Annotated in this window: 24 protein-coding genes; 18 read left to right on the top strand and 6 right to left on the bottom strand. The window is 72.9% G+C overall.

Going from position 1 to position 22802, the window contains the following annotated elements; all coding sequences use genetic code 11:
• The first annotated feature begins 88 nt into the window (after positions 1-88).
• Positions 89-412 (top strand): ferredoxin, encoded by a 324-nt coding sequence (gene fdxA, locus EV190_RS00385; RefSeq protein ID WP_133740076.1) that lies wholly within the window; start codon positions 89-91, stop codon positions 410-412.
• 157 nt (positions 413-569) lie between these two features.
• Positions 570-1724: a succinyldiaminopimelate transaminase gene (dapC, locus tag EV190_RS00380; RefSeq protein ID WP_133739393.1), complete on the top strand. Its 1155-nt coding sequence runs from the start codon at positions 570-572 to the stop codon at positions 1722-1724.
• Positions 1725-1815: 91 nt separating this feature from the next.
• Here dapC and EV190_RS00375 read toward each other — a convergent pair whose 3' ends face one another.
• A complete protein-coding gene (locus EV190_RS00375) occupies positions 1816-2667 on the bottom strand; it encodes a hypothetical protein (protein WP_243742246.1) in 852 nt (283 codons plus the stop codon).
• A 253-nt stretch (positions 2668-2920) separates the two neighbouring features.
• Here EV190_RS00375 and EV190_RS00370 point away from each other — a divergent pair, with 253 nt between their 5' ends.
• The 3 genes from EV190_RS00370 to EV190_RS00360 all read left to right on the top strand — a co-directional run bounded on the left by EV190_RS00370 (position 2921) and on the right by EV190_RS00360 (position 5826).
• Complete coding sequence (locus tag EV190_RS00370; protein WP_133739391.1) at positions 2921-3757, top strand: 2,3,4,5-tetrahydropyridine-2,6-dicarboxylate N-succinyltransferase; 837 nt, start codon at positions 2921-2923, stop codon at positions 3755-3757.
• A 92-nt stretch (positions 3758-3849) separates the two neighbouring features.
• The gene (gene dapE, locus EV190_RS00365) at positions 3850-4914 is read left to right on the top strand and encodes a succinyl-diaminopimelate desuccinylase (RefSeq protein ID WP_133739390.1); all 1065 of its coding nucleotides are present in this window, start codon (positions 3850-3852) and stop codon (positions 4912-4914) included.
• Positions 4915-5019: 105 nt separating this feature from the next.
• Complete coding sequence (locus tag EV190_RS00360; RefSeq protein WP_133739389.1) at positions 5020-5826, top strand: LOG family protein; 807 nt, start codon at positions 5020-5022, stop codon at positions 5824-5826.
• A gap of 217 nt (positions 5827-6043) precedes the next feature.
• On the opposite strand, the gene EV190_RS00355 is transcribed toward EV190_RS00360, so the two are convergent.
• Entirely contained in the window at positions 6044-6358 is a 315-nt protein-coding gene (locus EV190_RS00355; RefSeq protein ID WP_133739388.1) for a hypothetical protein, read from the bottom strand.
• Between the two features lie 75 nt (positions 6359-6433).
• On the opposite strand from EV190_RS00355, the gene EV190_RS00350 reads away from it, so the two are divergent.
• The 4 genes from EV190_RS00350 to EV190_RS00335 all read left to right on the top strand — a co-directional run bounded on the left by EV190_RS00350 (position 6434) and on the right by EV190_RS00335 (position 9667).
• Positions 6434-6916: a DivIVA domain-containing protein gene (locus EV190_RS00350; RefSeq protein WP_394345471.1), complete on the top strand. Its 483-nt coding sequence runs from the start codon at positions 6434-6436 to the stop codon at positions 6914-6916.
• Positions 6913-7392 carry an SRPBCC family protein gene (locus EV190_RS00345; protein WP_133739387.1) on the top strand — a complete coding sequence of 160 codons (480 nt, stop codon included), beginning with the start codon at positions 6913-6915 and terminating at the stop codon, positions 7390-7392. Before EV190_RS00350 ends, EV190_RS00345 begins: the two co-directional genes overlap by 4 nt.
• 189 nt (positions 7393-7581) lie before the next feature.
• The gene (locus EV190_RS00340) at positions 7582-8172 is read left to right on the top strand and encodes a hypothetical protein (RefSeq protein WP_133739386.1); all 591 of its coding nucleotides are present in this window, start codon (positions 7582-7584) and stop codon (positions 8170-8172) included.
• A 58-nt stretch (positions 8173-8230) separates the two neighbouring features.
• Positions 8231-9667: a serine/threonine-protein kinase gene (locus EV190_RS00335; protein ID WP_133739385.1), complete on the top strand. Its 1437-nt coding sequence runs from the start codon at positions 8231-8233 to the stop codon at positions 9665-9667.
• A gap of 118 nt (positions 9668-9785) precedes the next feature.
• Here the strand turns inward: EV190_RS00335 and EV190_RS00330 are convergent, their stop codons facing one another.
• Positions 9786-10577: an enoyl-CoA hydratase-related protein gene (locus tag EV190_RS00330; RefSeq protein WP_243742245.1), complete on the bottom strand. Its 792-nt coding sequence runs from the start codon at positions 10575-10577 to the stop codon at positions 9786-9788.
• A 337-nt stretch (positions 10578-10914) separates the two neighbouring features.
• Between EV190_RS00330 and EV190_RS00325 the strand changes: the two genes are divergently transcribed.
• The gene (locus tag EV190_RS00325; protein ID WP_133739383.1) at positions 10915-11082 is read left to right on the top strand and encodes a DUF3117 domain-containing protein; all 168 of its coding nucleotides are present in this window, start codon (positions 10915-10917) and stop codon (positions 11080-11082) included.
• Between the two features lie 137 nt (positions 11083-11219).
• The gene (locus EV190_RS00320) at positions 11220-12758 is read left to right on the top strand and encodes a leucyl aminopeptidase (protein ID WP_133739382.1); all 1539 of its coding nucleotides are present in this window, start codon (positions 11220-11222) and stop codon (positions 12756-12758) included.
• On the opposite strand, the gene EV190_RS00315 is transcribed toward EV190_RS00320, so the two are convergent.
• Positions 12732-13349 carry an O-methyltransferase gene (locus EV190_RS00315; protein ID WP_394345470.1) on the bottom strand — a complete coding sequence of 206 codons (618 nt, stop codon included), beginning with the start codon at positions 13347-13349 and terminating at the stop codon, positions 12732-12734. The genes EV190_RS00320 and EV190_RS00315 overlap by 27 nt on opposite strands.
• Before the next feature lie 260 nt (positions 13350-13609).
• Between EV190_RS00315 and sigE the strand changes: the two genes are divergently transcribed.
• From sigE to EV190_RS00295, 4 genes are all read left to right on the top strand, one after another.
• Positions 13610-14200 carry an RNA polymerase sigma factor SigE gene (sigE, locus tag EV190_RS00310; RefSeq protein ID WP_208112972.1) on the top strand — a complete coding sequence of 197 codons (591 nt, stop codon included), beginning with the start codon at positions 13610-13612 and terminating at the stop codon, positions 14198-14200.
• A complete protein-coding gene (locus EV190_RS00305) occupies positions 14197-14904 on the top strand; it encodes an anti-sigma factor family protein (protein WP_133739379.1) in 708 nt (235 codons plus the stop codon). Before sigE ends, EV190_RS00305 begins: the two co-directional genes overlap by 4 nt.
• Entirely contained in the window at positions 14901-15974 is a 1074-nt protein-coding gene (locus EV190_RS00300) for a sigma-E factor regulatory protein RseB domain-containing protein (RefSeq protein WP_243742244.1), read from the top strand. Before EV190_RS00305 ends, EV190_RS00300 begins: the two co-directional genes overlap by 4 nt.
• Before the next feature lie 118 nt (positions 15975-16092).
• Positions 16093-17757: a trypsin-like peptidase domain-containing protein gene (locus EV190_RS00295; protein WP_243742243.1), complete on the top strand. Its 1665-nt coding sequence runs from the start codon at positions 16093-16095 to the stop codon at positions 17755-17757.
• Positions 17758-18147: 390 nt separating this feature from the next.
• On the opposite strand, the gene EV190_RS00290 is transcribed toward EV190_RS00295, so the two are convergent.
• Positions 18148-18606 carry a nucleoside deaminase gene (locus tag EV190_RS00290; protein ID WP_133739378.1) on the bottom strand — a complete coding sequence of 153 codons (459 nt, stop codon included), beginning with the start codon at positions 18604-18606 and terminating at the stop codon, positions 18148-18150.
• Between the two features lie 10 nt (positions 18607-18616).
• Positions 18617-19756 carry an Mrp/NBP35 family ATP-binding protein gene (locus tag EV190_RS00285; protein WP_133739377.1) on the bottom strand — a complete coding sequence of 380 codons (1140 nt, stop codon included), beginning with the start codon at positions 19754-19756 and terminating at the stop codon, positions 18617-18619.
• 396 nt (positions 19757-20152) lie between these two features.
• On the opposite strand from EV190_RS00285, the gene EV190_RS00280 reads away from it, so the two are divergent.
• From EV190_RS00280 to EV190_RS00270, 3 genes are read left to right on the top strand one after another with little or no spacing between them, the layout of a single operon-like run.
• A complete protein-coding gene (locus tag EV190_RS00280; RefSeq protein WP_243742242.1) occupies positions 20153-21148 on the top strand; it encodes a CPBP family intramembrane glutamic endopeptidase in 996 nt (331 codons plus the stop codon).
• A gap of 47 nt (positions 21149-21195) precedes the next feature.
• Positions 21196-21843 (top strand): DUF6758 family protein, encoded by a 648-nt coding sequence (locus EV190_RS00275; protein ID WP_133739375.1) that lies wholly within the window; start codon positions 21196-21198, stop codon positions 21841-21843.
• 17 nt (positions 21844-21860) lie between these two features.
• On the top strand, positions 21861-22721 hold the full coding sequence (locus EV190_RS00270; protein WP_133739374.1) for a PHP domain-containing protein: 861 nt from the start codon (positions 21861-21863) through the stop codon (positions 22719-22721).
• Positions 22722-22802: the final 81 nt, after the last annotated feature.

The raw sequence follows: 22802 nt of genomic DNA, 5'->3' as shown, positions 1-22802 counted from the left end.
CCTCGGGAGCCGGTCCGGCCAGACTATGCGACACAGTCGAACCACATATGCGGTCACCGTGGCGAGCGAGACCGAGGAGGAGTACGACGTGACCTACGTCATCGCGCAACCGTGCGTCGATGTGCTCGACAAGGCGTGCATCGAGGAATGCCCCGTCGACTGCATCTACGAGGGCGAGCGCATGCTCTACATCCACCCGGACGAGTGTGTCGACTGCGGCGCCTGCGAACCGGTGTGCCCGGTGGAGGCCATCTACTACGAGGACGACCTGCCCGGCGAGTGGTCCGGCTTCTACAAGGCCAACGTCGAGTTCTTCGACGACCTCGGTTCGCCGGGGGGCGCCTCCAAGCTCGGCAAGGTCGACAAGGACCACCCGCTCGTCTCCGCCCTGCCCCCCCAGGGCGAGGGATAGGAACCGGGAAGCACGCACCGGCCGCCGCACCGCGGCGCGGCGGCCGTGAGCGGGCCGGTCGCGCCCGTCCGGCGGATCCGGTGCGGAGGGAACCCCCGCCCCCCTCCCCCACCGGAAAGCGGCGGGACACCAACGCGACGAGGGGAAGTGGCCGACGATGGCCGAACGACGCCCTGTGGCCGAACGCCTGCCGGTCTTCCCGTGGGACCGGCTGGCCCCGTACAAGGAGACCGCGGCCCGGCACCCGGACGGCATCGTCGACCTGTCCGTGGGCACCCCGGTCGACCCGGTCCCCGAACGCCTGCGCGCGGCGCTGGCGGCCGCGGCCGACTCGCCCGGCTACCCGCTGACGTACGGCACCCGGGAGCTGCGCGAGTCCGCCGCCGGCTGGCTGGAGCGGCGCCACGGGGTGCGCGTGGACCCCGCGGCGGTCCTGCCGACCATCGGCTCCAAGGAGCTGGTGGCCTGGCTGCCGACCCTGCTCGGGCTCGGCGCCGGGGACACGGTCGTGTACCCGGAGCTGGCCTACCCCACCTACGACATCGGCATCCGGATGGCGGGCGCCACCCCGGTCGCCGCCGACGGGCTGGTCCAGCTCGGGCCGACACGGCCCGGACTGCTGTGGATCAACTCCCCGGCGAACCCGACGGGCCGGGTGCTCGGCGCGGACCACCTGCGCAAGGTCGTCTCGTGGGCGCGCGAGCGGGGCGTCGTCGTCGCCTCGGACGAGTGCTACCTGGACCTGGGCTGGGACACGCGTCCGCTGTCGATCCTGCACCCCGACGTGTGCGGGGGGTCGCACGAGGGCCTGCTCGCGGTCCACTCGCTGTCCAAGCGCTCCAACCTGGCCGGGTACCGGGCGGGCTTCGTGGCGGGCGACGCCGGTCTGGTCGGGGAGCTGCTCGCGGTGCGCAAGCACGCCGGGATGATCGTCCCCGCGCCGGTGCAGGCGGCCATGCGCGCGGCCCTGGACGACGACGCGCACGCCGTCGAGCAGAAGGAGCGCTACGCCGCCCGCCGCGTCCTGCTGCGCGGCGCGCTGGAGCGCGCCGGGTGGAACATCACGCACTCGGAGGCGGGGCTCTACCTGTGGGCGGCCCACCCCGACCACGACGCGTGGGGTTCGGTGCGGCTGCTGGCGGAGCAGGGAGTCCTGGTCGCACCGGGAGAGTTCTACGGGCCCGCGGGCGTCGGCCACGTGCGGGTCGCCTTCACCGCCGCCGACGAGCGCGTGGCGGCGGCGGTCAAGCGCCTGGAGGCCCTGGACCGGGGGGCCTCGGTCCTGCGGGAAGGCGGGGAGCGGTCCGAGTGACCCTCCGCCCTGTTCAGGGCGGAGGGCCGGTGGGCGGCCCGGGAGAGGGTCCCGACGCCGTCGGCGGCGTCGGGACCACCGGCGGGACGTCCTACTCCAGGACCAGTCCCCCGTCTCCCGCGGGGGTCTCGGCGTCGCCCCATCCCTGCTGGGTCGACGAGAGCGTCCAGCGCCGGTCCTGGTAGGTGACCGAGCTCAGCCCGTAGTCGCGGGCGTGGGCGACGGCCCACTGCGCCATGGCCCACCCCAGGTCGCCGGTCTGGCGCTCCGCCGAGGCCAGCTCGTCGGGGCCGACGCCGAAGACGCGCCGCATCTCCTCGGCCGCCCCCTCCACGTCGGTGGGCGCGGCGTCCTCGGCCGGGAACCAGCAGCTCACCGCCGGGCCCTCCACGCCGGTGAAGGCGTCGGCCATGGTCCGGGAGCGGGCCTCGTGCTGGTCGTAGGCGAACCCGTCAGCACTGCGCTGCACGGCCTGGGCCGCCTCGTAGACCGGCATGTCCGCGTAGCCGTCGATCTCGATCAGCGCCTCGTAGAACTTGTCGCTGGAGTACACGGGGTCGATGATCTGGTCGGGGGTGCCCCACTCCATGGACGGGCGCTGCTGGAACAGGCCGAGCGAGTCGCGGTCCCCGTGCTCGATGTTGTAGAACTTCGACTCCTGCCACACCGTGGCGTAGGAGATGACGACGGCGTGCTCGGGCAGGTCCCGGGCGAACGCGACGCCGGAGATCGTCGCGGCGTTGGCGGCCTGTTCCACCTCCAGGCTGTCGGTGTCCTCCTCGGTGACGACCTCGCATCCGTCCTCGGGAGGAGGCTCGGCGAGGTCGAGGGGCTTGATCGATCGCATGACATAGATCCCACCTGCGACCAGAGCACCACAGGCCAGGGTCAGCGCGATCAGGATCTTGAAGAACGCGGAGATTCTTCGACGCTTCTTGGGCACGGGCAAGACCATATAGATATGGGGTGGAATCACGCCATCGCGTGATAAAACACCTCGTCGTACAGATGGACAGGGCGGGGCCCGCGAAGGATCAGGGTCGGGACGTGCGGCCGACCTCGGGGTCCGGCTCGGGATCCCGCCAACCGATAGTAGGGGGTCGGGACGCTCCGCCTCCCGGGAAACCGGCCCCGGAGCGCCCGCGCCGGTGGTCCGTTTCCGACCGGAGGGGCGGAACCCAGTAGGCTCCACAGCCATGACCACCTCGTTCACCAGTCCGCTTCCCCAGACCATCGACGAACTCTGGGAGCGCCGCGCAGAACTCACCCCCGACGACACCGAGGCCCGCGACGCCATCGTGGGCGCGGTCGACGAACTCGACGCCGGAAAGGCCCGCGTCGCCTTCGTGGACGCCGCCACGGACGAGGTCGTCGTGGACGAGCGGGCCAAGCGCGCGATCCTGCTGAGCTTCCGCGTCCTGGGGATGGAGGAGTCCCGGATCGGCGACTTCCGGTACCACGACCGCATCCCGCTGAAGACCCGCTTCGACGGCGTGCGCGTCGTCCCGGGCGCCATCGCCCGCTGGGGCGCCTACCTGGCGCCGGGCGTCGTCCTGATGCCGTCCTTCACCAACTTCGGCGCCCACGTCGGCTCCGGCACGATGGTCGACACCTGGGCCACCGTCGGCTCCTGCGCGCAGGTCGGCGAGAACGTTCACCTGTCCGGCGGCGTCGGCGTCGGCGGGGTTCTCGAACCCCCGCAGGCGTCCCCCGTCGTCATCGAGGACGAGGCGTTCCTCGGGTCGCGCAGCATGGTGGTCGAGGGCGCCCGGGTGCGTCGCGGCGCCAAGCTCGGCGCGGGCACCCTCCTGACCTCCTCCACCCGCGTGTTCGACGCGGAGACGGGCGAGGAGCTCAAGCGCGGGGAAGCCCCCGCGTGGTCGGTGTGCGTCACCGCGAACCGGGTCAGGAGCTTCCCCGGCGGCGACTTCGGGATGCCGTGCCTGCTCGTGCTCAAGCGTCTGGAAGAGGGCCAGGAGCACGACAAGCTCGCCCTCAACGACATGCTCCGCGAGCACGGCGTCAACGCCTGACGGCGCTTCCCAGAGCTTCCCGAGTACCGTTGCCACACCGCCCGCCGGGCGGTGTGGCAACTCCGTTTCCGCCCTACAGAAAGCACGCAGCCATGTTGGACCTCACCTCGGACGTCCGCGACCTCACCGCCCGGATCGTCGACATCGAATCGGTCAGCGGCGCGGAGCGGCCCCTCGCCGACGCCGTCGAGCAGGCGCTGCGCGGCTGCCCGCACCTGAGGGTGGAGCGCGACGGCGACGCGGTCGTGGCCCGCACCGAACTGGGCCGGGAGCAGCGCGTGGTGATCGCCGGGCACCTCGACACCGTGCCGATCGTCGGCAACGTCCCCTCGCGGGTGGCGGACGGCAGGCTGTACGGCTGCGGCACGTCCGACATGAAGAGCGGGGTCGCGGTGCAGCTCAGGCTGGCCGCGACCGTGACCGAGCCGGTCCACGACGTCACCTTCGTCTTCTACGACTGCGAGGAGATCGAGGCCGAGCGCAACGGGCTGCGCCGCCTCGCGGCCGGCCACCCCGAATGGCTGCGCGGCGACTTCGCGGTGCTGATGGAGCCCACCGGCGGCCAGATCGAGGGCGGCTGCCAGGGCACCATGCGCGTGGAGGTGACCGCGCGCGGCGCGCGTGCGCACAGCGCCCGGTCGTGGATGGGGCGCAACGCCATCCACGACGCGGGCCGGATCCTGGACGTGCTGCGCGCCTACGTCCCGAGGCGGCCGGAGGTCGAGGGGCTGGAGTTCCACGAAGGGCTGAACGCGGTGTTCGTCAGAGGGGGAGTGGCGGGCAACGTCATCCCCGACGAGTGCGTGGTCACCGTCAACTACCGCTTCGCGCCCGACCACACGCTCGAGTCGGCGGAGGCGCACCTGCGGGAGGTGTTCGAGGGCTTCGACGTGCGGGTCACCGACGCCGCGGCCCCGGCCCGCCCGGGGCTGGACCACCCGGCCGCGGCGGCGTTCGTCGCGACCGTCGGCGGGGGGCGGGCCCGGGCGAAGCTCGGCTGGACCGACGTGGCGCGCATGTCCGAGCTGGGGGTGCCCGCGGTGAACTACGGCCCGGGCGAGCCCACGCTGGCGCACACCGAGGGCGAGTACGTGGTCCTGGACGAGATCGCGACCGCCGAGCGGCGGATGGCGGCCTGGCTGACCGGCGCGGCCTGAACCGGGTCCGGGGGCTGCGGCCTGGAACGATTCGACCACTTCCGGACGCCGTCGTGTAGGCCCGTCTTCAGCACGGGGGCACCCGAAAGTGGGTAGCGTGTCGCCATGACGGAATCTCGATCTGAAGAACGACAGGCGGGTCCACTGACTTACCGAGGCAAGGCCATCCCAGAGAGCACCACAGACCAGCGCCTGCTGGACCGACGCGGCCCGGCCGACTGGGTGCACACCGACCCGTGGCGGGTCCTGCGCATCCAGTCGGAGTTCGTCGAGGGCTTCGGCATGCTGTCCGAGATCGGGCGGGCGGTGTGCGTGTTCGGCTCGGCCCGGATCAAGCCCGAGACCCCGTACTACGAGCTGGGCGAGGCCATCGGCTCCAGGATCTCGAAGGCCGGGTACACCGTCATCACCGGTGGCGGTCCCGGCCTGATGGAGGCCGCGAACAAGGGCGCGAACGAGGCCGGCGGCCCCTCGGTGGGACTGGGCATCGAACTTCCCTTCGAGCAGTCGCTCAACCAGTACATCGACACCGGGGTCACCTTCCGGTACTTCTTCGTCCGGAAGACGATGTTCCTGAAGTACTCCCAGGCCTTCGTGGTGCTTCCGGGCGGTTTCGGCACGCTGGACGAGCTGTTCGAGGCGATCACCCTGGTGCAGACCGGCAAGGTCACCCGGTTCCCGGTGATCCTGGTCGGCACGCGCTTCTGGGGCGGCCTGGTGGACTGGATCCGCGAGAACCTGCTCGCCGAGGGCCTGATCTCGCCGCACGACCCGGATCTGATCCACCTCACCGACGACCCGGACGAGGTCATCGAGATCATCCGGAAGGCCCACGCGGAGCTCGCGAGCAAGGAGGAGAGCGCGGCGGTGGCCGAACTCGGCGAGGCCATGCACGACGCGGAACGGGCCTAGCCGCCCTGCCTCTCCGGTGATCTTGACCTTTTCGGGGTCTCAACCGTCTCTGAGACCCCGAAAAGGTCAAGATCACCGGGAGGAACGGACGTCGTGGGCGCGGCCCCGACCGGCACCCGCCGTCGCCGTCCGCCGTCACCTCGCGATCCGCACGACATGAGGCCGAAAGACCCACCCGAAGCACCGGCACGCGAATCACCCTCGTGCCGGAGACCCCCTAGGCGAGCCCCCGGCGGGCCACCGCCGGAGGGCGGTCGCCCCGGATCGCGGCGACCATGGCCAGGGCCTGGCGGACCTCGTCGGGGTACCCGGTGGCGAAGGCGCGGACGCCCAGCCAGGCGTAGACCGAGGCCAGGGCGAGGGTCTCGGAGCGCTCCTCCGGCTCCCCCGGACCGGGGGCGCAGCGGACCAGGACGGGACCGCCCTCGGCCACGAGCGCGCGCACGCGGTCGGCGCCGGGGCGGTGCCCGGCGTCCGACACCCCGGGCGGGGTCTCGTCCGGTCCCACGACCGTGAAAATCTCATTCGGCACGTCAACGAGTGTCGCACGCCACGCGGTCCGTCCGACGCCTCCTGGCGGAGCCGTCGATGTGGCACGATCGGAGACGTGATAGCCATCCTGATCCTGACCGCACTGGCCGCCTTCGCGGTGCTTGTCGTCGTGGCCGTGGTGGTCATGGGGCACGGCGGGCAGTTGGCGCGCTTCGAGGCCGATCACCCGCCGCTCGACCTGCCCGCGGACCGGCCCGTGACCGGCCACGACGTGGCGCGGGTCCGGCTTCCCCTCGCGCTGTGGGGGTACCACGTGCGCGCGGTGGACGAGCTGCTGGCCCGGGTGGCCGCCGCCGTCAACGAGCGCGACGCGCACATCGCCCAGCTGGAGGCGCGGCTCGCCGAGCACGGTGCTTCCGCCCCCGCCCCGCGCGTGTGGTATCCGCGCCCGTCCGGGGGGTCGTCCCCCGCGGGGCCCAGGGAGAAGGGGCCCTCGGCGGCCGACGACCCCGAGGCCGAGCCGCCGGTGCCCGCCTGGGCGGGACGCCGCGACGACCACGGGGGCGGGGACGCCGCGGAGCACGGGGGGCGGGAGTGAGCGGCTCCGTCCGCGAGTCGCGCGTCGCCGTCGCGCACACCTGCCCGGCCCCGGCCGGAAGGGTCTGGGACACCCTCGTCGACTGGGAGCTGCACGACCGCTGGATGGTGCTGACCCGGGCGCGCGGGGGGTCCGGCGAGGGCGCCCGCGTCCTCGCCTTCACCGGGATCGGCCCCGTCGGTTTCTCCGACCCCATGGAGATCACGGGCTGGCGCCCGCCCTCGGACGACGCGCCCGGCCACTGCGAGGTGCTGCACCGCGGCGCGGTCGTCCGGGGCCGCGGCCGGTTCGACCTGGAGCCGCTGCCCGGCGGACGGTGCCTGGTCACCTGGTCCGAATGGGTTAGGCTGCCGCCGGGTCCCGTCGGGCGGCTCGCAGGGCCGCTCGTGCGCGTCCTGACGGCCTCCCTGTTCCGGAGGTCGCTGCGGAACCTGGGCGGACTCGCCCGGCGGCGTTCCCGGTCCGGCCGCGACTGACGCGCGGAACGGGCGGGACGCTAGACTGATGTGTCCCTCGTCACGGACGCCGCCCGCGTGGGCTCGGTTCGTGTGGCTTATTCTCATTCGCTGTACCCGCGAACGACCTCCCCAGCGTTCGTTCGCTTTGGAGGAAGCGATGACCGTCTCGCAGTACCCCAACGCGCGTCACCTCACCGGGGAACTCCGGTGAACGGGCTGCCCACCCAGACCGATCAGGACGACGAACCGGGTTCCGCGTCCCCGATCAGGCAGATGTCCCTGTGGCCGCCGCCGCGCTCCACCCGGCACAGCAACCGGCGGGCCAGGGGGATGCTCGTCGTGGCCGCGGCCGTGCTCGGCGGGCTGGTCGTCGTGGGCGGCGGTGTCGCCTGGGCGTTGTTCCCCGAAGGGGAGGCCGACGCCGACGAGGCCGGCGCGGGCGGGGAGGGGGGCATCCCCGCGGCCTACGCCGGGAACTGGAGCGGGGAGATGTCCCAGCACGACGAGGCCGGGGAACCGGTCGTCGACTGGGGGGCCAGCCTCAAGCTCGACGAGGGGACCGGCCGCGGCAGCGCCGACTGGTTCACCCTGGGCTGCCGGGGCAGCGTCACCCTCGTCGAGGACACCGGAGACAGCCTGGTCTTCGAGTACGCCGAGACCTACGACCCCGAGAACCACTGCATCGACGAGACCATCCTGACCCTGTCGCCGGGGGCGGGCGGCGGGACCCTGGAGGCCGAGTGGGTCGCCACCTCCCGCAGCGGCACCGTGATGACCTCAGTCGGCACCCTCAAGTAGGTTCGTCCTGTGCTCTCGCCAGAGGCACCGAGCGCGCAGCCCGAGCACGGGAGGACCGATGGCCGATCCGGCCCCCTTGATCGACACCGACCCCACCGAGGTCGGGGAGTACACGCTGGTCGGACGGCTCGGCCAAGGCGGCCAGGGCGTCGTCTACCTCGGCCGGCACGCCGACGGCTCGCAGGCCGCGGTGAAGATGCTGCACGGCGACGCCCTCGACGTCGCGGGACTGCGCGTCCAACTCGCCGAAGAGGTCGAGATGGCCCGCCGGGTCGCGCGGTTCTGCACCGCGCAGGTGCTGTCCGCCGACATCGAGGCCAACCCGCCCTACGTCGTCAGCGAGTACGTGGAGGGCCCGTCCCTGCACGGGGTGATCAGGGAGAACGGCCCGCTGGGCGGCGCCGCCCTGGAGCGGCTCGCGGTCGGCACCATCACGGCCCTGGCGGCCATCCACCAGGCCGGGATCGTGCACCGCGACTTCAAACCGGCCAACGTCCTGGTGGCGCCCGGCGGGCCGCGCGTGATCGACTTCGGCATCGCCCGGGTTCTGGAGGGCACGGCGATCCTGACCAGCAGGATCGCCGGGACCCCCGCCTACATGGCCCCCGAGCAGATCACCGGTGGTCCGCTGGGTCCCGCCGTCGACCTCTTCGCGTGGGGCGCCACCCTCGCCTACGCGGCCAACGGCGCGGGGCCCTTCGGGCACGACTCGCTGCGGGCCGTGGTCCACCGGGTCATCAACGAGGAGCCGGAGCTGGGTGACCTGAGCGGGCCGCTCCGCGGGATCGCCGAGCGCTGCCTGGACAAGGACCCCGCCCGGCGGCCGACCGCCGCGGAGGCGCTGCTGTGGGTGCTCGGGGTGGAGGCCGAGGCCGCTCCCGAACCCGAGGAGCCCGAGGCCGAGACGGCCGTGCCGGTCGCCCAGCAGACCCTCGTGGCGGGGGCGATCGCCGCGGCGGACACCGGCGCCCAGGAGAGCGCGGCCGCCGAGATCTACCGCTCCTACCCGCCTGCGACCCGGCAGGGGCAGGCGACCTTCCCGCCCTCCGTTCCCGCGCGTCCGGTCCCGCAGCCCCCGCAGCCCCCGCGGCCCCCGCAGCCTCCGCCGTATCCGTCCGGTCCGCAGGCCCGGGGCTACCAGGGCGGCCCGCCTCCGATCGGTCCGGCCACCCCGCCTCCGATCGGTCCGGCCACCCCGCCTCCGATCGGTCCGGCCACCCCGCCCCCCGTTTCGGCGCGTCCCGGCTATCCGGTCCCGCAGCCCCAGCCGCAGTGGCCACGGCCTCCCGCGCCCGCACCGGTCCAGCCCGTCCGGCAGGCGCCCCGGCAGCCCTCGTACCCCGTGCAGCCTCCGCCGCAGCACGGCTTCACCCCGCCTCCGTCCAGGCCGAGGTCCAGCAACGTCAACATGGGGGTCCTGCTCGGGGTCGTGACGGCGCTGACGATCCTGGGCCTGATCCTCATCGGGGTCGTGGCCGCCTACTACGGCGCCTGAGCGACGCCCCGGCCGCGATCGCCGCGCCTCCGTTGGCGATCCTGGCGTCAGCGTCCTGGAACCGGGGATCCCGGAACGCCGGAGTCAGGAGCATCGGCGGGCCCGCGAACGGTTACGCCTAGCGGCCCTCGAAGGACGGCGTCTGCTTCTCCAGGAAGGCCAGGGTCGCGTTCAGGTGGTCGGCCGTGTCGACGCACTGGTCCTGGAGCTTCGCCTCGATCTCCAGGGCGTTCTCCAGGTCGAGTGCCGAGCCGAAGCCCACCTCGGCCTTGATCGCGGAGTAGGCGACGGTCGGACCAGCGGCCAGGCGCTCGGCGAGCCCGCGCGCGGTCCGGTCCAGCTCCTCGGGCTCCACGACCTGGTTGACCAGGCCGATCTCCAGGGCCCGGGCGGCCTTCACCGGCTCGGCCAGCAGCAGCATCTCCATGGCGCGCGCGTGTCCGACCAGCCGCGGCAGCGTCCATGACGCGCCCGAGTCCGCGCCGAGCCCCACATTCGCGAACGCCATCAAGAAGGACGCCTTCGAGGAGGCGATCCGCAGGTCGCAGGCGAACGCCAGCGCCGCGCCCGCTCCCGCCGCGGCTCCGTTGACCGCGGCGACCACCGGTTTGGGCATCCGGGTCAGCGCCAGCACGATCGGGTTGTAGTGCTTGCGCACGGTGCCGTTGAGACCCTCGTTGTTGCCGAGCGCGCCCGCGTGCTCGGTGAGGTCCTGTCCGGCGCAGAACGCCCGACCCGCCCCGGTGATCAGCACGGCCCGGGCCGCCGAGTCCGAACGGGCCCGCTCCACGGCGGCCAGCAGCGACTCCTTGGCCTCGGTGGTCAGCGAGTTCATCGACCCGGGACGGTTCAGGGTGATGGTGGCGACCCCGTCGGCGAGCTCGTAGCGGATGCTGTCTGTGTCGGGCACGGAGACTCCCTGTTTTCGTTCGGCCGGGACGGTGTGTGGGAACCCGTGCGGGGAGGCCCCGCACACCCGGGAAGTGCGCTCGGACGTGGCCGTAAGGCGTCCGTAAGGTCGTGCGGCCACAACTCTAACCGTTCGCGATCTTCGGGCCCGATGGCTTCCGCGGCGTCGGATCGTTCCCAATCGGGTTCCAAAACCGAGATAATGACAGACCAGTGATTCATTCGCTGAGTCGCGCGGATCCGGTTCGGTCCGCACTCCGTACCCGCCGACGGCGGGCCGGGAGTCCGCTGGACCGGGTCGTCCACGCGCGGCAGTCATCTAGGAAAGGGGATACGGCATGGCGGCGATGAAGCCGAGGACCGGAGATGGACCTATGGAGGTCACCAAGGAGGGTCGCGGCATCATCATGCGAGTTCCACTGGAGGGCGGCGGGCGCCTCGTGGTCGAGCTGACGCCGGCCGAGGCCGGTGAACTCGCCAAGGCTCTCAACGGAGTCGTCGGTTAGCAGTCCCCGTTCCTCCACCGCTGTCCCAACGTGCCACGGGGCACCAAGACCTGACCTCGACCTTTCTCCCCCACCACAGAGTCGGTGAGAGTGTCCGCCCGGCACGTAACGCAAGCACGTAAGGATTGTGAGCATCCGTGCCCATCGCTACGGAGATTCACGCGGTCGAAGGCGCCCTCGCCGAGTCCGCGGCCGAGCTCGTCACACTCGTCGTCAGAACCGGGGCGGACGGTCCGCGGCCGGTCACGGACGGGGTGGGACTGAGCCCGGCCGATCTCGACGCGCGGCTTCCCGCTTCCCTGGCACGGCTCTTCGACGTCTACGACTTCAACGGCGGACCGGGCCAGACCGTCGAGTTCCCGGTGGACCTCGGCAGCGGGCTGGTCCGGTTGTCGCTCCTGGGGGTCGGCGGCGGCGCCCCGGGGGACCTGCGGAAGGCGGGAGCGGCGTTCGCGCGTTCGGCCAGGGGCCGGTCCCGCGCGGCGGTCAACGTCGCCGCGCTGGAGGGGGACACCGCCGCGCTGGCCGCGTTCGTGGAGGGGGCGCTTCTGGCCTCCTACACGTTCACGCTGGCCGGCGCGCCCAAGGGGGCCCGGCCCGTTCCCAGGGTCGACCTCGTCGGCGGCGACCCTGCCGCGGTCGCCGGACCGCTCCGGCGGGGTGCCGTCCTGGCAGGGGCCACCGCCCTGGCCAGGGACCTGATCAACACCCCCTCGGCGGAGAAGGACCCCGCCTGGCTCGCGGCCCGCGCGGTGGACGTCGGCGGAGACTCGGGCCTGGCGGTCAGGGTGTGGGACGAGGCGGACCTGGAGCGCGACGGGTTCGGCGCGATCCTGGCGGTGGGCCAGGGGTCGGTCAGTCCGCCCCGGTTGGTCGAGCTCTCCTACACGCCGGAGGACCCCTCGGCGCACGTGGTGCTGGTCGGCAAGGGCATCACCTTCGACACCGGAGGCCTGTCGTTGAAGCCCAACGACAACATGAAGCTCATGAAGACCGACATGAGCGGCGCGGGGATCGTGCTGGCCGTGCTCTCGGCGCTCGCCGAACTGGGGGCGCGGGTCAGGGTCACCGGACTGCTGGCGGTCGCGGAGAACTCGTTCTCCGGCAGCGCCACCCGTCCCGGTGACGTGCTGACCACCTACAGCGGCCGGACGGTCGAGGTGCTCAACACCGACGCCGAGGGCCGCCTGGTGCTCGCCGACGCCATGGGCTACGCGGTCGCCGAACTCGCCCCCGACGTCCTGGTGGACGTGGCCACGCTCACCGGGGCGGCCAAGCTCGCCCTGGGAACCGGTATCGGCGCGCTGTTCGCCACCGACGACGCGCTGGCCGCGGCGCTCGCCGACGCGGGCGAGTGCTCGGGCGAGGCGCTGTGGCGGATGCCGCTGCACGAGGAGTACCGCGACGCGCTCGACTCGCGGGTGGCGGACCTCGCCAACATCGGCACCAAGAACGACTACGGCCACCCCGGCGCCACAGAGGCCGCGCTGTTCCTGCGCGAGTTCGTCGGCGGCGTCCCCTGGGCGCACCTGGACATCGCGGGGCCGGGCCGCTCCATGGCGGAGGACGGCGTCCTCACCAAGGGCGGCACCGCGTTCGCCACCCGCCTGCTGCTGCGCTGGCTGACGGCGCCCTCCCCGGAGGGCCTCTCACCTGCTGCTGATCGCCGCGAGTAGCCCGGCGCCGATCGGCAGCAGCAACGGGACCAGGGCCTCGTCCTCGCGGACCAGGCGGCCGGCCTCGCGGATCGCGGTGTTCGCGGGGTCGGACACGCGCAGGGGGCCGTCGTTCAGGTTCCCGGCCTCCAGGGCGTTGTTCAGGACCACGATCCCGCCGTCGCGCAGCAGCCGCAGCGCCTCGGTCAGGTAGGCGGCGTACTCGGCCCGGTCGGCGTCGAGGAAGACCATGTCGTACGCCGCGTCGCGCAGCCGGGGCAGCACGTCCAGCGCGCGGCCGTGGATCAGCCGGGACCGGTTGGCGGCGAACCCGGCCCGCTGGTAGGCGTCTCGCGCGAACTCCTGGTACTCGGGCTCGACGTCCACGGTGGTCAGGATGCCTTCGGGGCGCATTCCGCGCAGCAGCCAGATCCCGGAGCTGCCGCACCCCGTTCCGATCTCCACGACCGCGCGCGCGCCGATCGCCGCGGTCAGGAAGCGCAGCGCGGCGCCCGTCGCGGGGCTCACCGGGTGGGTGTCCCAGCGCTGCCCCTGCTGCCGGATGGAGACCAGCGCCTCGTCCTCCTCGGCGTACTGCTCGATGTAGGCCAAAGTGTCGTCTCGGCTGGCGATGACGGCCTCCCCGCACGTGTGCCGAATCCAAGCGTGGTATTCGCGGATAGGCGGCCGATCGTCACGTAAAGTCATGTGTCGGTCACGGCTCGGCCATGTCCCCTGGCACAGACTAACCCGCTGCGGCCTGTTGCCGCGTCGTTCGGGAACTTAATCCCTGCCACCGGTGTTAGAACCAGTCGGAAGGGTTATCGCTTCCGGGGCGGCGCCCCGGTGCGTGCCGGAGACCGAACGCCAGGATGAAGGGAGCGCCAGTGGCAGACGCCGACGCTGCCGTGGACTTCGAGCAGTGGGAACCCCCCAGCTGGGACGAGGTCGTGCGCAACCACTCGGCGCGGGTCTACCGCCTCGCGTACCGGCTCAGCGGAAACCAGCACGACGCCGAGGACCTCACCCAGGAGGTCTTCATCCGGGTGTTCCGGTCGCTGGCCAACTACACGCCCGGAACCTTCGAGGGCTGGCTGCACCGCATCACCACCAACCTCTTCCTCGACATGGCGCGCCGCCGCGCCCGCATCCGCTTCGAGGGGCTCGCCGAGTCCGCGAACGACCGCCTCGAGGGGCGTGAGCCCTCCCCGGCCCAGGCGTACGACGACCGCCACTTCGACGCCGACGTGCAGGCCGCGCTCGACGCGCTGGCCCCCGAGTTCCGCGCCGCGGTCGTGCTGTGCGACATCGAAGGGCTCTCCTACGAGGAGATCGCGGCCACGCTGGGCGTGAAGCTGGGTACGGTGCGCAGCCGCATCCACCGCGGCCGGGCCCAGCTGCGCGCCGCCCTGAACCACCGCCGCCTCGTGGCGGAACGGGCCGGGGAGGTCAAGGAAGCATGAGTCACCTGGGGGAGCGGCTGTCGGCCTTCGTCGACGGTGAGTTGGGGCATGGAGACCGGGACCGGGTGCTGAGCCACCTGGCCAAATGCGAGGCATGCCGGTTCGAGGCGGAGATGCTGCGCACGCTCAAGCGCCGTCTGCACGCCCTGGGGGCCCCGGAACCCGGTTCGGACTTCCTGGGACGCCTGTCGGCCCTGTCGGGGACCGGGCGGGCGGCTCCCCCGGACGACGTGCCGCCCGGACCGCCGGGCAGGAGTCCGGGGTTCTTCGGTTCGAGTCCTCCCCTGGGCTCCAGCCGTCCGATCGGCGGCGGGCTGCCCCAGGTGTCCGGCGGCGCCGCCGTGCGGACGCCGGTCGATCCGGGGCCCCCGGCGCGCGCGGTCGCGCCGGTGCCCGAGCGCATCGGCGCGCGGTTCCGGTCCAACTGGGGGCGGGCCCGCTACGCGGTGGCCGGGGCGTCGGTCGTCGCGGTCGCCCTGAGCGCGGCCTTCGTCGCGGGCGAGGAGCCCTCCGACGTGCCCGTGGTCGCTCCCGCGCTGGCCGACTTCGCGGTCGAGCACGCGGTCGTGTCCGGGCAGGCGCCGCTTCCGGGGCCCGCCGCGATCCCGGTGCCGGCCCTTGTGCCCGCGCAGGGCGGAACGGTGAACGCGGTCGATCCGACCGACGGGGACCCGGACCTGTCCGGCGCCGTCCGTACTCGGTGAATGGGGCGCTGAGCGGGGGCGCGCGGCGGAGGTGGCGGACGACGGCGCTGCTGTCCGTCCTGCTGTTCCTGCTGGCCGTCACCGCGGCCGGGGACGCCCGTGTCGGCGGGGCCGTCACGGTCAGGGGCGGCGACGGAATGGACGTCCTGCGCCGTGCTGCCAGGGTCGGCGAGGACCTCTCCTACCAGGGGACGTGGTCGGTGTCCTGGTGGGACGAGGACGAGTCCGGGACGGCCCTGGTCGACGTCGTCCACCGGCCCGGAGTGGGCACGCTGGTCGGCCCGGCCGCGGGTCAGGCCCCCGGGGCCAAGGGGTACCTGATGGGTGCCGACACCTGGACGGGGCCCGACGACGTGCTCCTCGACCTGATGGAGGGCAACTTCTGGGTGCGCGCCGAGGAGAGCGAGGAGGTCTCCGACCGGACCGCCGTCCTGGTGGAGGCCCGGCGCGACAGCGGGCTGACCGCCGCCCGGTTCTGGGTCGACGAGGAGACCGGCCTGCTGCTGCGCAGTGAGACCTACGACCTCGACGGCGCGCTGACCCGGTCCAACGTCTTCCTGTCGGTCCGGTTCGGCGTCGACGACGAACCCGTCGCGCCGTCCGGAACGGCCCCCGGCGGCATGCCGTGGGGCAACGAACTCGACGAGGCCGACCTGGCGGGGCTCCGCTCCGACGGCTGGCCGCTGCCCGAGCGGCTGCACCAGGGCTTCGCGCTGGTCGAGGCGCGTTCCACCGGGAGCGGGGAGGGACGGGTGGCGCACCTGACCTACTCCGACGGGATCTGCCTGGTCTCGGTGTTCGTCCAGCACGGCAGCCTGGGCGAGGGCGCGCTGTCCGGGCTGCGCGCGGTCGAGGAGGACGGCGCGGTCGTCCACGTCGGCGAAGGCGGCCAGCACCAGCGGGTGTGGGAGGCCGACGGGTTCGTGTACACCGTGCTGGCCGACGCCCCCAAGGGGGTCGTCGCAGCCTCGCTCACGGGGCTTCCCGCTCCGGACGGCACCGGTTTCTGGGCCCGGGTGGGGCGCGGTTTCGGCCGATTGGGAACATGGATCGGCGGAGGAGCGTCGTAGTCGTTGAAAAGCGGTCGGGCCGGGTAGGCGGAGTCCACACACGTCGGGGAACGCCCGTTAACTGACTGTTTATGTCGTGCGCGCCAGGATGGGCCGTGCACCGATAGACGGAGAACTCATGACCGACGAGACCGGACACCGCGCCTCTGGGGAAGAGGCGGAGGGCACGGCAGCGGACCGCGCGACCCCGTCCGAACCGCGCTCCGATCCTTCGTCGACCCCTGAAGGAAGCACGGCGACCGGCCAAGGGGCGGCCGAGGCGCGGGAGCTGCCGTCAGAGGCGCCGCAGCAGTCGCCGCAGCCGCCGCCGGACAGCCGGCCGGACGCGCCCGGGCCGGGCGGCGGGTGGCCCGCCGGAGCGTCGCCGCACCACGGGCTCCCCGCTCCCGGGTGGGCGCAACCGGGACCGGGCCAGGCCCAGTCCGGCGCGTACCCCCAGCGGTGGGAGGGGGCCTTCGGCGAGCAGCACCAGGCCCCGCCTGTCGGCCAGGCGTGGGGGAGCGCCCCGTCCGGACCGGGCGCCGCGGGCGCCCCGATGCCCCCGTTCGGCCAGGGCGTTCCCGGGGCCCCCGGCGGTCCGCCCGGTCCCGGCGGCCCGGGTACCCCCGGTGGCCCCGGTGCCCCGACCGGCCAGTGGCCGGGCGTGCCCCACCACCACCCCGGCGCTCCCGGGCCCGCCCGCAGGCAGCGCCGCGGCGTCCCGCTGTGGGTGCTCGTCGTCACCGTCATGTTCGTGGCGCTGGGCTCGGCCGGCGTGGGCGGCGTGATCAGCAGCTCCCTGAGCGGCGGCGCCCCCACCGAGGGGGAGCGATCCGGGGTGCTGGACAACGAGGTCCCCAGCGACGCGCCCAGCCGCGCGCCCGACACCATCGCCGGCGTCGCCCAGCGCGTCAACCCGAGCGTGGTGTCCATCCGCGGAGCGGGACCGCAGGCCAGCGGGAACGGTTCGGGGTTCGTCATCGCCGACGACTACGTGGTCACCAACAACCACGTCGCCGAGGCGGTCGAGCGAACCGGTATCGAGGTCGTCTACAGCGACGGCCACGTCAGCGAGGCCGAGGTGGTGGGCTCGGCCCCCAGTTCGGACCTGGCGGTCCTGAGGCTGGCGGACCCCGTCAACGTGGAGCCGCTGGAGTTCGGCGACTCCGACAGCGTGACCGTGGGGGACACGGTGATCGCGATCGGCGCGCCGCTCGGCCTGGACGGCACCGTCACCTCCGGCATCATCAGCGCGCTCGACCGCCCCGTCACGGTCGGCGAGAGCGGCCAGGAGGCCTACCTCAACGCGCTCCAGACCGACGCCGCGATCAACCCCGGAAACTCCGGCGGGCCGCTCGTCAACGACCAGGGCATGGTCATCGGGGTCAACTCCGCGATCGCCACCATGGGAGGCGGCCTCGGCGAGCAGACCGGAAGCATCGGCCTGGGCTTCGCGATCCCGTCCAACCAGGCCTCGCGCGTGGTGGACCAGCTCATCGAGACGGGGGAGGCCCCGCACGCCGTCATCGGCGCGGTCCTGGACCTCAGCTACCAGGAGCCGGGCGCGCGGATCATCGAGGACCAGACCAACGGCGACACCGTCCTGTCCGACGGCCCCGCCGACGAGGCGGGACTGCGGCCCGGCGACGTCATCGTGGAGTTCGACGGCACCCCGGTGAGCGACTCCAACCAGCTCGTCACCCTGATCCGCAACAAGGCCCCGGGGGACAGGGTCGACATCGTCTACGAGCGCGACGGCGCCGAGCGGGAGACCAGCATGACCCTGGGCTCCTCCACGGAGTAGCCTCCGCCGGTGTCCGTTCCTCCCGCTGGTCTTCCCTGCCGGGGCCTCGACCGTCTCCGAGACCCCGGAAGGGTCAAGACCAGCAAACGGGCACCGGCGAACCGCCCACCGGGCCTCGGGCGCGGAACACGAGGGAGGCTCCGGCGCGGGGGTGAATTCGGGCACCGGTGGTTTTGTTGACGGTCGTGGGCTTTCTGCCCGTTTCGGGGTCGGGAAGGGCGGAAAAGCCCACGACCGTCAACAAAACCCTCACGCGACGGACGTCATGGGCGCGGCCTCGACCCTCACCCGACGTCGCTGCCCGCCGTGACCTCGCGATCCGCGTGGCGTGCGGCCGAAAGACCCACCCGAAGCTCCGGCACGCCGAACCATCCCCGCGCCGGAGCCTCCCTAGTCCACGCCGATGTCCTCGTTCCACAGGGCGGGTTCGGCCGCGATGAAGTCGGTCATCATCCGCACGCACCCGGGGTCGTCCAGCAGGACGACCTCCACGCCGTGCTCGGCCAGCCAGTCGTGGCCGCCGTGGAAGGTGCGGGCCTCGCCGACCACCACGCGCGAGATGCCGAACTGGCGGACCAGCCCGCTGCAGTACCAGCACGGCGAGAGCGTGGTGACCATCGTCGTCCCGGTGTAGGAGCGCTGGCGGCCCGCGGCGCGGAACGCCGCGGTCTCGCCGTGCGCTGACGGGTCGCCGTCCTGGACCCTGCGGTTGTGCCCGCGCCCCAGCACCCGGCCGTCGCGTCCGACGAGGGCGGCCCCGATCGGGACGCCGCCCTCGGCCCGGCCGGCCCGGGCCTCCTCGACGGCCACCGCGAGCCAGTCGGCGTAGCGCGCCGCGGTACCGCTCACCTCCGCGCCGTCACCGGCGGGCCGGGCTGATGCCCAGCATCATCCCGGACAGCCCGCGCGGCTTGCCGACGAGCTCCTCGGCGATGGACCGCAGCACCTTGCCCGCCTCGCTGTCGGGGTCGCTCAGCACGAACGGGGTGCCGGAGTCGCCGCCCTCGCGCAGCCCCACCTCGAGCGGGATCTGGCCCAGCAGCGGAACCCTGGTCCCCAGGGACTTGGTCAGCCCGTCGCAGACGACCTGGCCGCCGCCCTCGCCGAACAGGTAGGTGCGCTCGTCGCTGCCGGGCGCCTGGTAGTAGGACATGTTCTCGATCACGCCCGCGACCCGCTGATGGGTCTGCGCGGAGATCGCCCCGGCACGCTCGGCGACCTCGGCGGCGGCCTGCTGCGGAGTGGTCACCACGAGGATCTCCGCGTTCGGCAGCAGCTGCGCCACGGAGATGGCGATGTCGCCGGTGCCCGGAGGGAGGTCCATCAGCAGCACGTCCAGGTCGCCCCAGAAGACGTCGGCCAGGAACTGCTGGAGGGCCCGGTGCAGCATCGGGCCGCGCCACACGACGGGCTGGTTGCCCTGGGTGAACATGCCCACGGAGATGACCTTGATGCCGTGCGCGGTCGGGGGCAGGATCATGTCCTCGACCTTGGTCGGGCGGTCGTCCGCGCCCAGCATCCGGGGCACGGAGTGGCCGTAGATGTCGGCGTCCACGACCCCCACCTTGTGGCCCTGGGCGGCCATGGCGGCGGCCAGGTTCACCGTGACCGAGGACTTGCCGACACCGCCCTTGCCGGACGCGACCGCGAACACCTTGGTCAGCGAGTTCGGCTTGGCGAACGGGATCTCCTTCTCGGCCTGCCCGCCGCGCAGCTTCGTCTGCAGCGCCTTGCGCTGGTCCTCGCTCATCACGTCGAGGTCGACCGTCACACCGGTGACGCCGGGCACCTTGCCGACCGCCGCGGAGACGTCCTTCTCGATGCGGCCGCGCATGGGACAACCGGCCACCGTGAGGTAGATGCCGACGGAGACCGCGCCGTCGGCGCTGATCTCGACGCTCTTGACCATGTCGAGTTCGGTGAGGGGACGGTGGATCTCCGGGTCCTGGACGGTCGCCAGAGCCGCGTTCACCTGCTCGGTGGTGGGTGTGGAGGACATGTATCCCATGGTACGAAAGCCCGGGCGTGAACCGCGCAGTAGCCCCCGGCCCGCCCTCGGGAAACGGTCGCGGGGAGGCGCGCCCGAGCCGCCGCCGCAGGCGGGTTCGCTGGTCGAGAACATGATCCGGCGGTGTGCGTTCTTAACGCGGCCAATACATGACCGGCTAGTAGTGTCGGACGAACGATGGGAAATGCGCCGCCACCACCGCCTTGGCCGTCCGATCCTGACCGGCAGGAGCGGTCGCCGGTTCCGCAGCCTTCCCAGACCTGGGCGTGGCCCCCCGGCCACCAGGCGGGCCAGGGGGACCCGGCCGCGGTGTGGGCCTGGCCACCGCCGCCCGTCGCGCGCAGGCCGCGGACGGCCGAGCCGCCACCCGGCACCCCGTACCACCGGATGGCCCGCACCGAGCGGCACCACTGGTGGAAGCCGCCGCTGGCGCTGTTCCTGTCGGTCGTCCTGGTCCTGGCCCTGAGCGTCTTCGTGGTCTTCGTGGTCAAGCTGATCGCGGTGATCCGGCGCATGCCCTCCGACGCCGCCCTGTTCGGCGCGCCGGTGCCGGACCTCGCGGCCGAACTGGTCATGCTGGCGCTGATGACCCCGGTGGTGATGTTCGTCGTCCGGGTCGTGCAGAAGCGTCGGATCGGCTCGCTCTCCTCGGTCGAGGGGCGCCTGCGCTGGTCGTGGCTGCTGCGCTGCGCCGGAGTGGCCGCGATGTGCGTCGCGGTCTCCTTCGGATACCTCATCGCGGTGCTCCTCCTCACCGCCCCGGAGGAGCCGGTCCTCGGGGAGTACGCGGGCACCCGCCAGTTCGTCCTGGCGATGACCGTGATCGTGCTGCTGGTGCCCTTCCAGGCCGCGGCCGAGGAGTACGCCACCCGGGGCTTCCTCATGCAGCTGATCGGCTCCTACGGCTCCGCACCGGCCGGGCGGGCGGGGCTGCGGGCCGGTGCGCGGCGGCCCGGACCGGCCCTCGCCGCCACCGCCAACCGCTTCTTCGCGAGCCCGGTCCCGTCGATCCTGGTGAGCGGCCTGGTCTTCGCGGCCCTGCACGACTACCTCGACTGGGCGATGGCCGACGTGGCGCTGTTCGGCCTGGCCATGGCCTGGCTCACCTGGTACACCGGCGGGCTGGAGGCCGCGATCACGCTGCACGTGCTGCACAACGTCGCGGCGTTCGCCTTCTCCGCCTACGAGGGCCTGCCCGATCCGTCGGGCAGCACCGGCAGCTGGCAGGGATTCAGCGCCAGCGCCATCGAAGTGGGACTGTTCTGCCTGGTCGTGGTGTGGATGGCGCGCCGCAGCCGCCTGCGGCGCAGCACGTCCGACCCGGCCGTCGCCACGGCGGTCCCGCAGGCCCCCCACGGCGGCACGGCTCCCGGACGCGACTGAGGCACCAGGTTTTTCACCAGGTGTTTCGGGTATCACCTCCGCTAGCCATGAAGACCGTTCCCACGTGTCCCCGTTGCGGGCGCGCCGTCCACGAACCGAACCTGTGGTCGAGCGCGTGGCAGTGCGACGCGCACGGACCGGTCGCCCCGCTGCGGGGTGTGCGCAGCCCCGCCACGGCCTCGCTGGAGATACTCGCCAAGTCGGCGAAGGTGCCCATCTGGATTCCGTGGCCGCTGCCCGTCGGATGGGTCGTCACCGGCTTCGCCGACGCCGGCGACGACCGCAGCGGCGAGCTCGCCATCGCGGTCGCGCTGTCCGGCCCGGCGCCGCTGGGCGGCGTCGGGGAGATGGTGATCGTCGCGGAGGACCCCGGTATCGGTCTCGCCACGCGGATCGCCCGACTCGACGGACCCGACCCCGGCGACGGGTTCGACCAGGGGCAACCCGACGCGCGGGTCCGCCACGACGGCCACGAGATCCACCTCTGGAGCGTCGACGGGGGGAAGGAGCGCGCCGTCTACGTGGGGGAGGCGCTGGCCAGCTGGCTGTGGATCATTCTGCAACCCGCGGACACCGGCCTGCTCATGTGCGAGATCAACGCCGTGCGCGACCTGCGCGACGACGGACTCGGCTTCGAACCCCCCTTCGGCGCACCCTCCCCGTTCCTGAGCGAGGCGCTGCGCGTCCCCGACTGACGCCCTACGATCAGGCGATGCGCATCGATCTGCACTCGCACAGCTCAGTGTCCGACGGAACCGACCGGCCCGCGGCCGTGATCGAGCACGCGGTCGCGGCCGGACTCGACGTTCTGGCGCTCACCGACCACGACACGGTGGCGGGGCACGCGGAGGCGGCCGCGAGCCTGCCGCGCGGTTTCACGCTGGTTCCGGGCATGGAGCTGTCCTGCGCCCACGAGGGGGCCAGCGTGCATCTGCTGGCCTACCTGTTCGACCCGGCGCACCCCGAACTCGCGGCGGAGTTGGAGCGCGTCCGCCGGGACCGGGTCGTGCGGGCCGAGGGGATGGTCGGTCGGCTCCGGGCGGAGGGCGTGGCCGTCACCTGGGAGCGGGTCCGCGCCATCGCGGGGGACGTGGACGGCGGAGACGTCGTCGGCCGGCCGCACATCGCCCGCGCCATCGTCGAGGCCGGTGCGGCCGAGGACGTCCCGGACGCGTTCGACCGGTGGATCGGGTCGGGCGGCCCCGCCTACGTGGCGAGGTACGCGCTGGACCCCGTGCGCGCGGTGCGGCTCGTGCGCACGGCGGGCGGGGTGTGCGTCCTCGCGCACCCGGCGCGCGGCGAGGGCGCGCTCACCGGCGCGGTCCCCGACGAGCTGGTCGAGCGCATGGCCGCGGCCGGGCTCGGCGGGATCGAGGCCGACCATCCCGCCCACGACGAAGCCGAACGCGGGAGGTGGCGGGGCCGCGCCGCGGACCTGGGCCTGGTGGTCACCGGCTCCAGTGACGACCACGGGGAGCTGACCGGGCGCCGGCTGGGCTGCTCGACCACTGATCCCGAGGCCTACGCCCGGCTCGTCGCGCCCGCGACCGGCGCGTCCCCCATCGCCGGGTGACGGCCGCCGAACGGGATTCTCTAGTACTTTTAACCATTCCGCCCGGAACTGCCGTGAGCTGGCCCGATGCGGGTAGTCGGG

The sequence above is a fragment of the Actinorugispora endophytica genome, assembly GCF_004363075.1.
In the GTDB taxonomy this organism is placed as follows: Bacteria; Actinomycetota; Actinomycetes; order Streptosporangiales; family Streptosporangiaceae; genus Actinorugispora; species Actinorugispora endophytica.
This window is presented reverse-complemented; position numbering and strand designations above follow the sequence as displayed.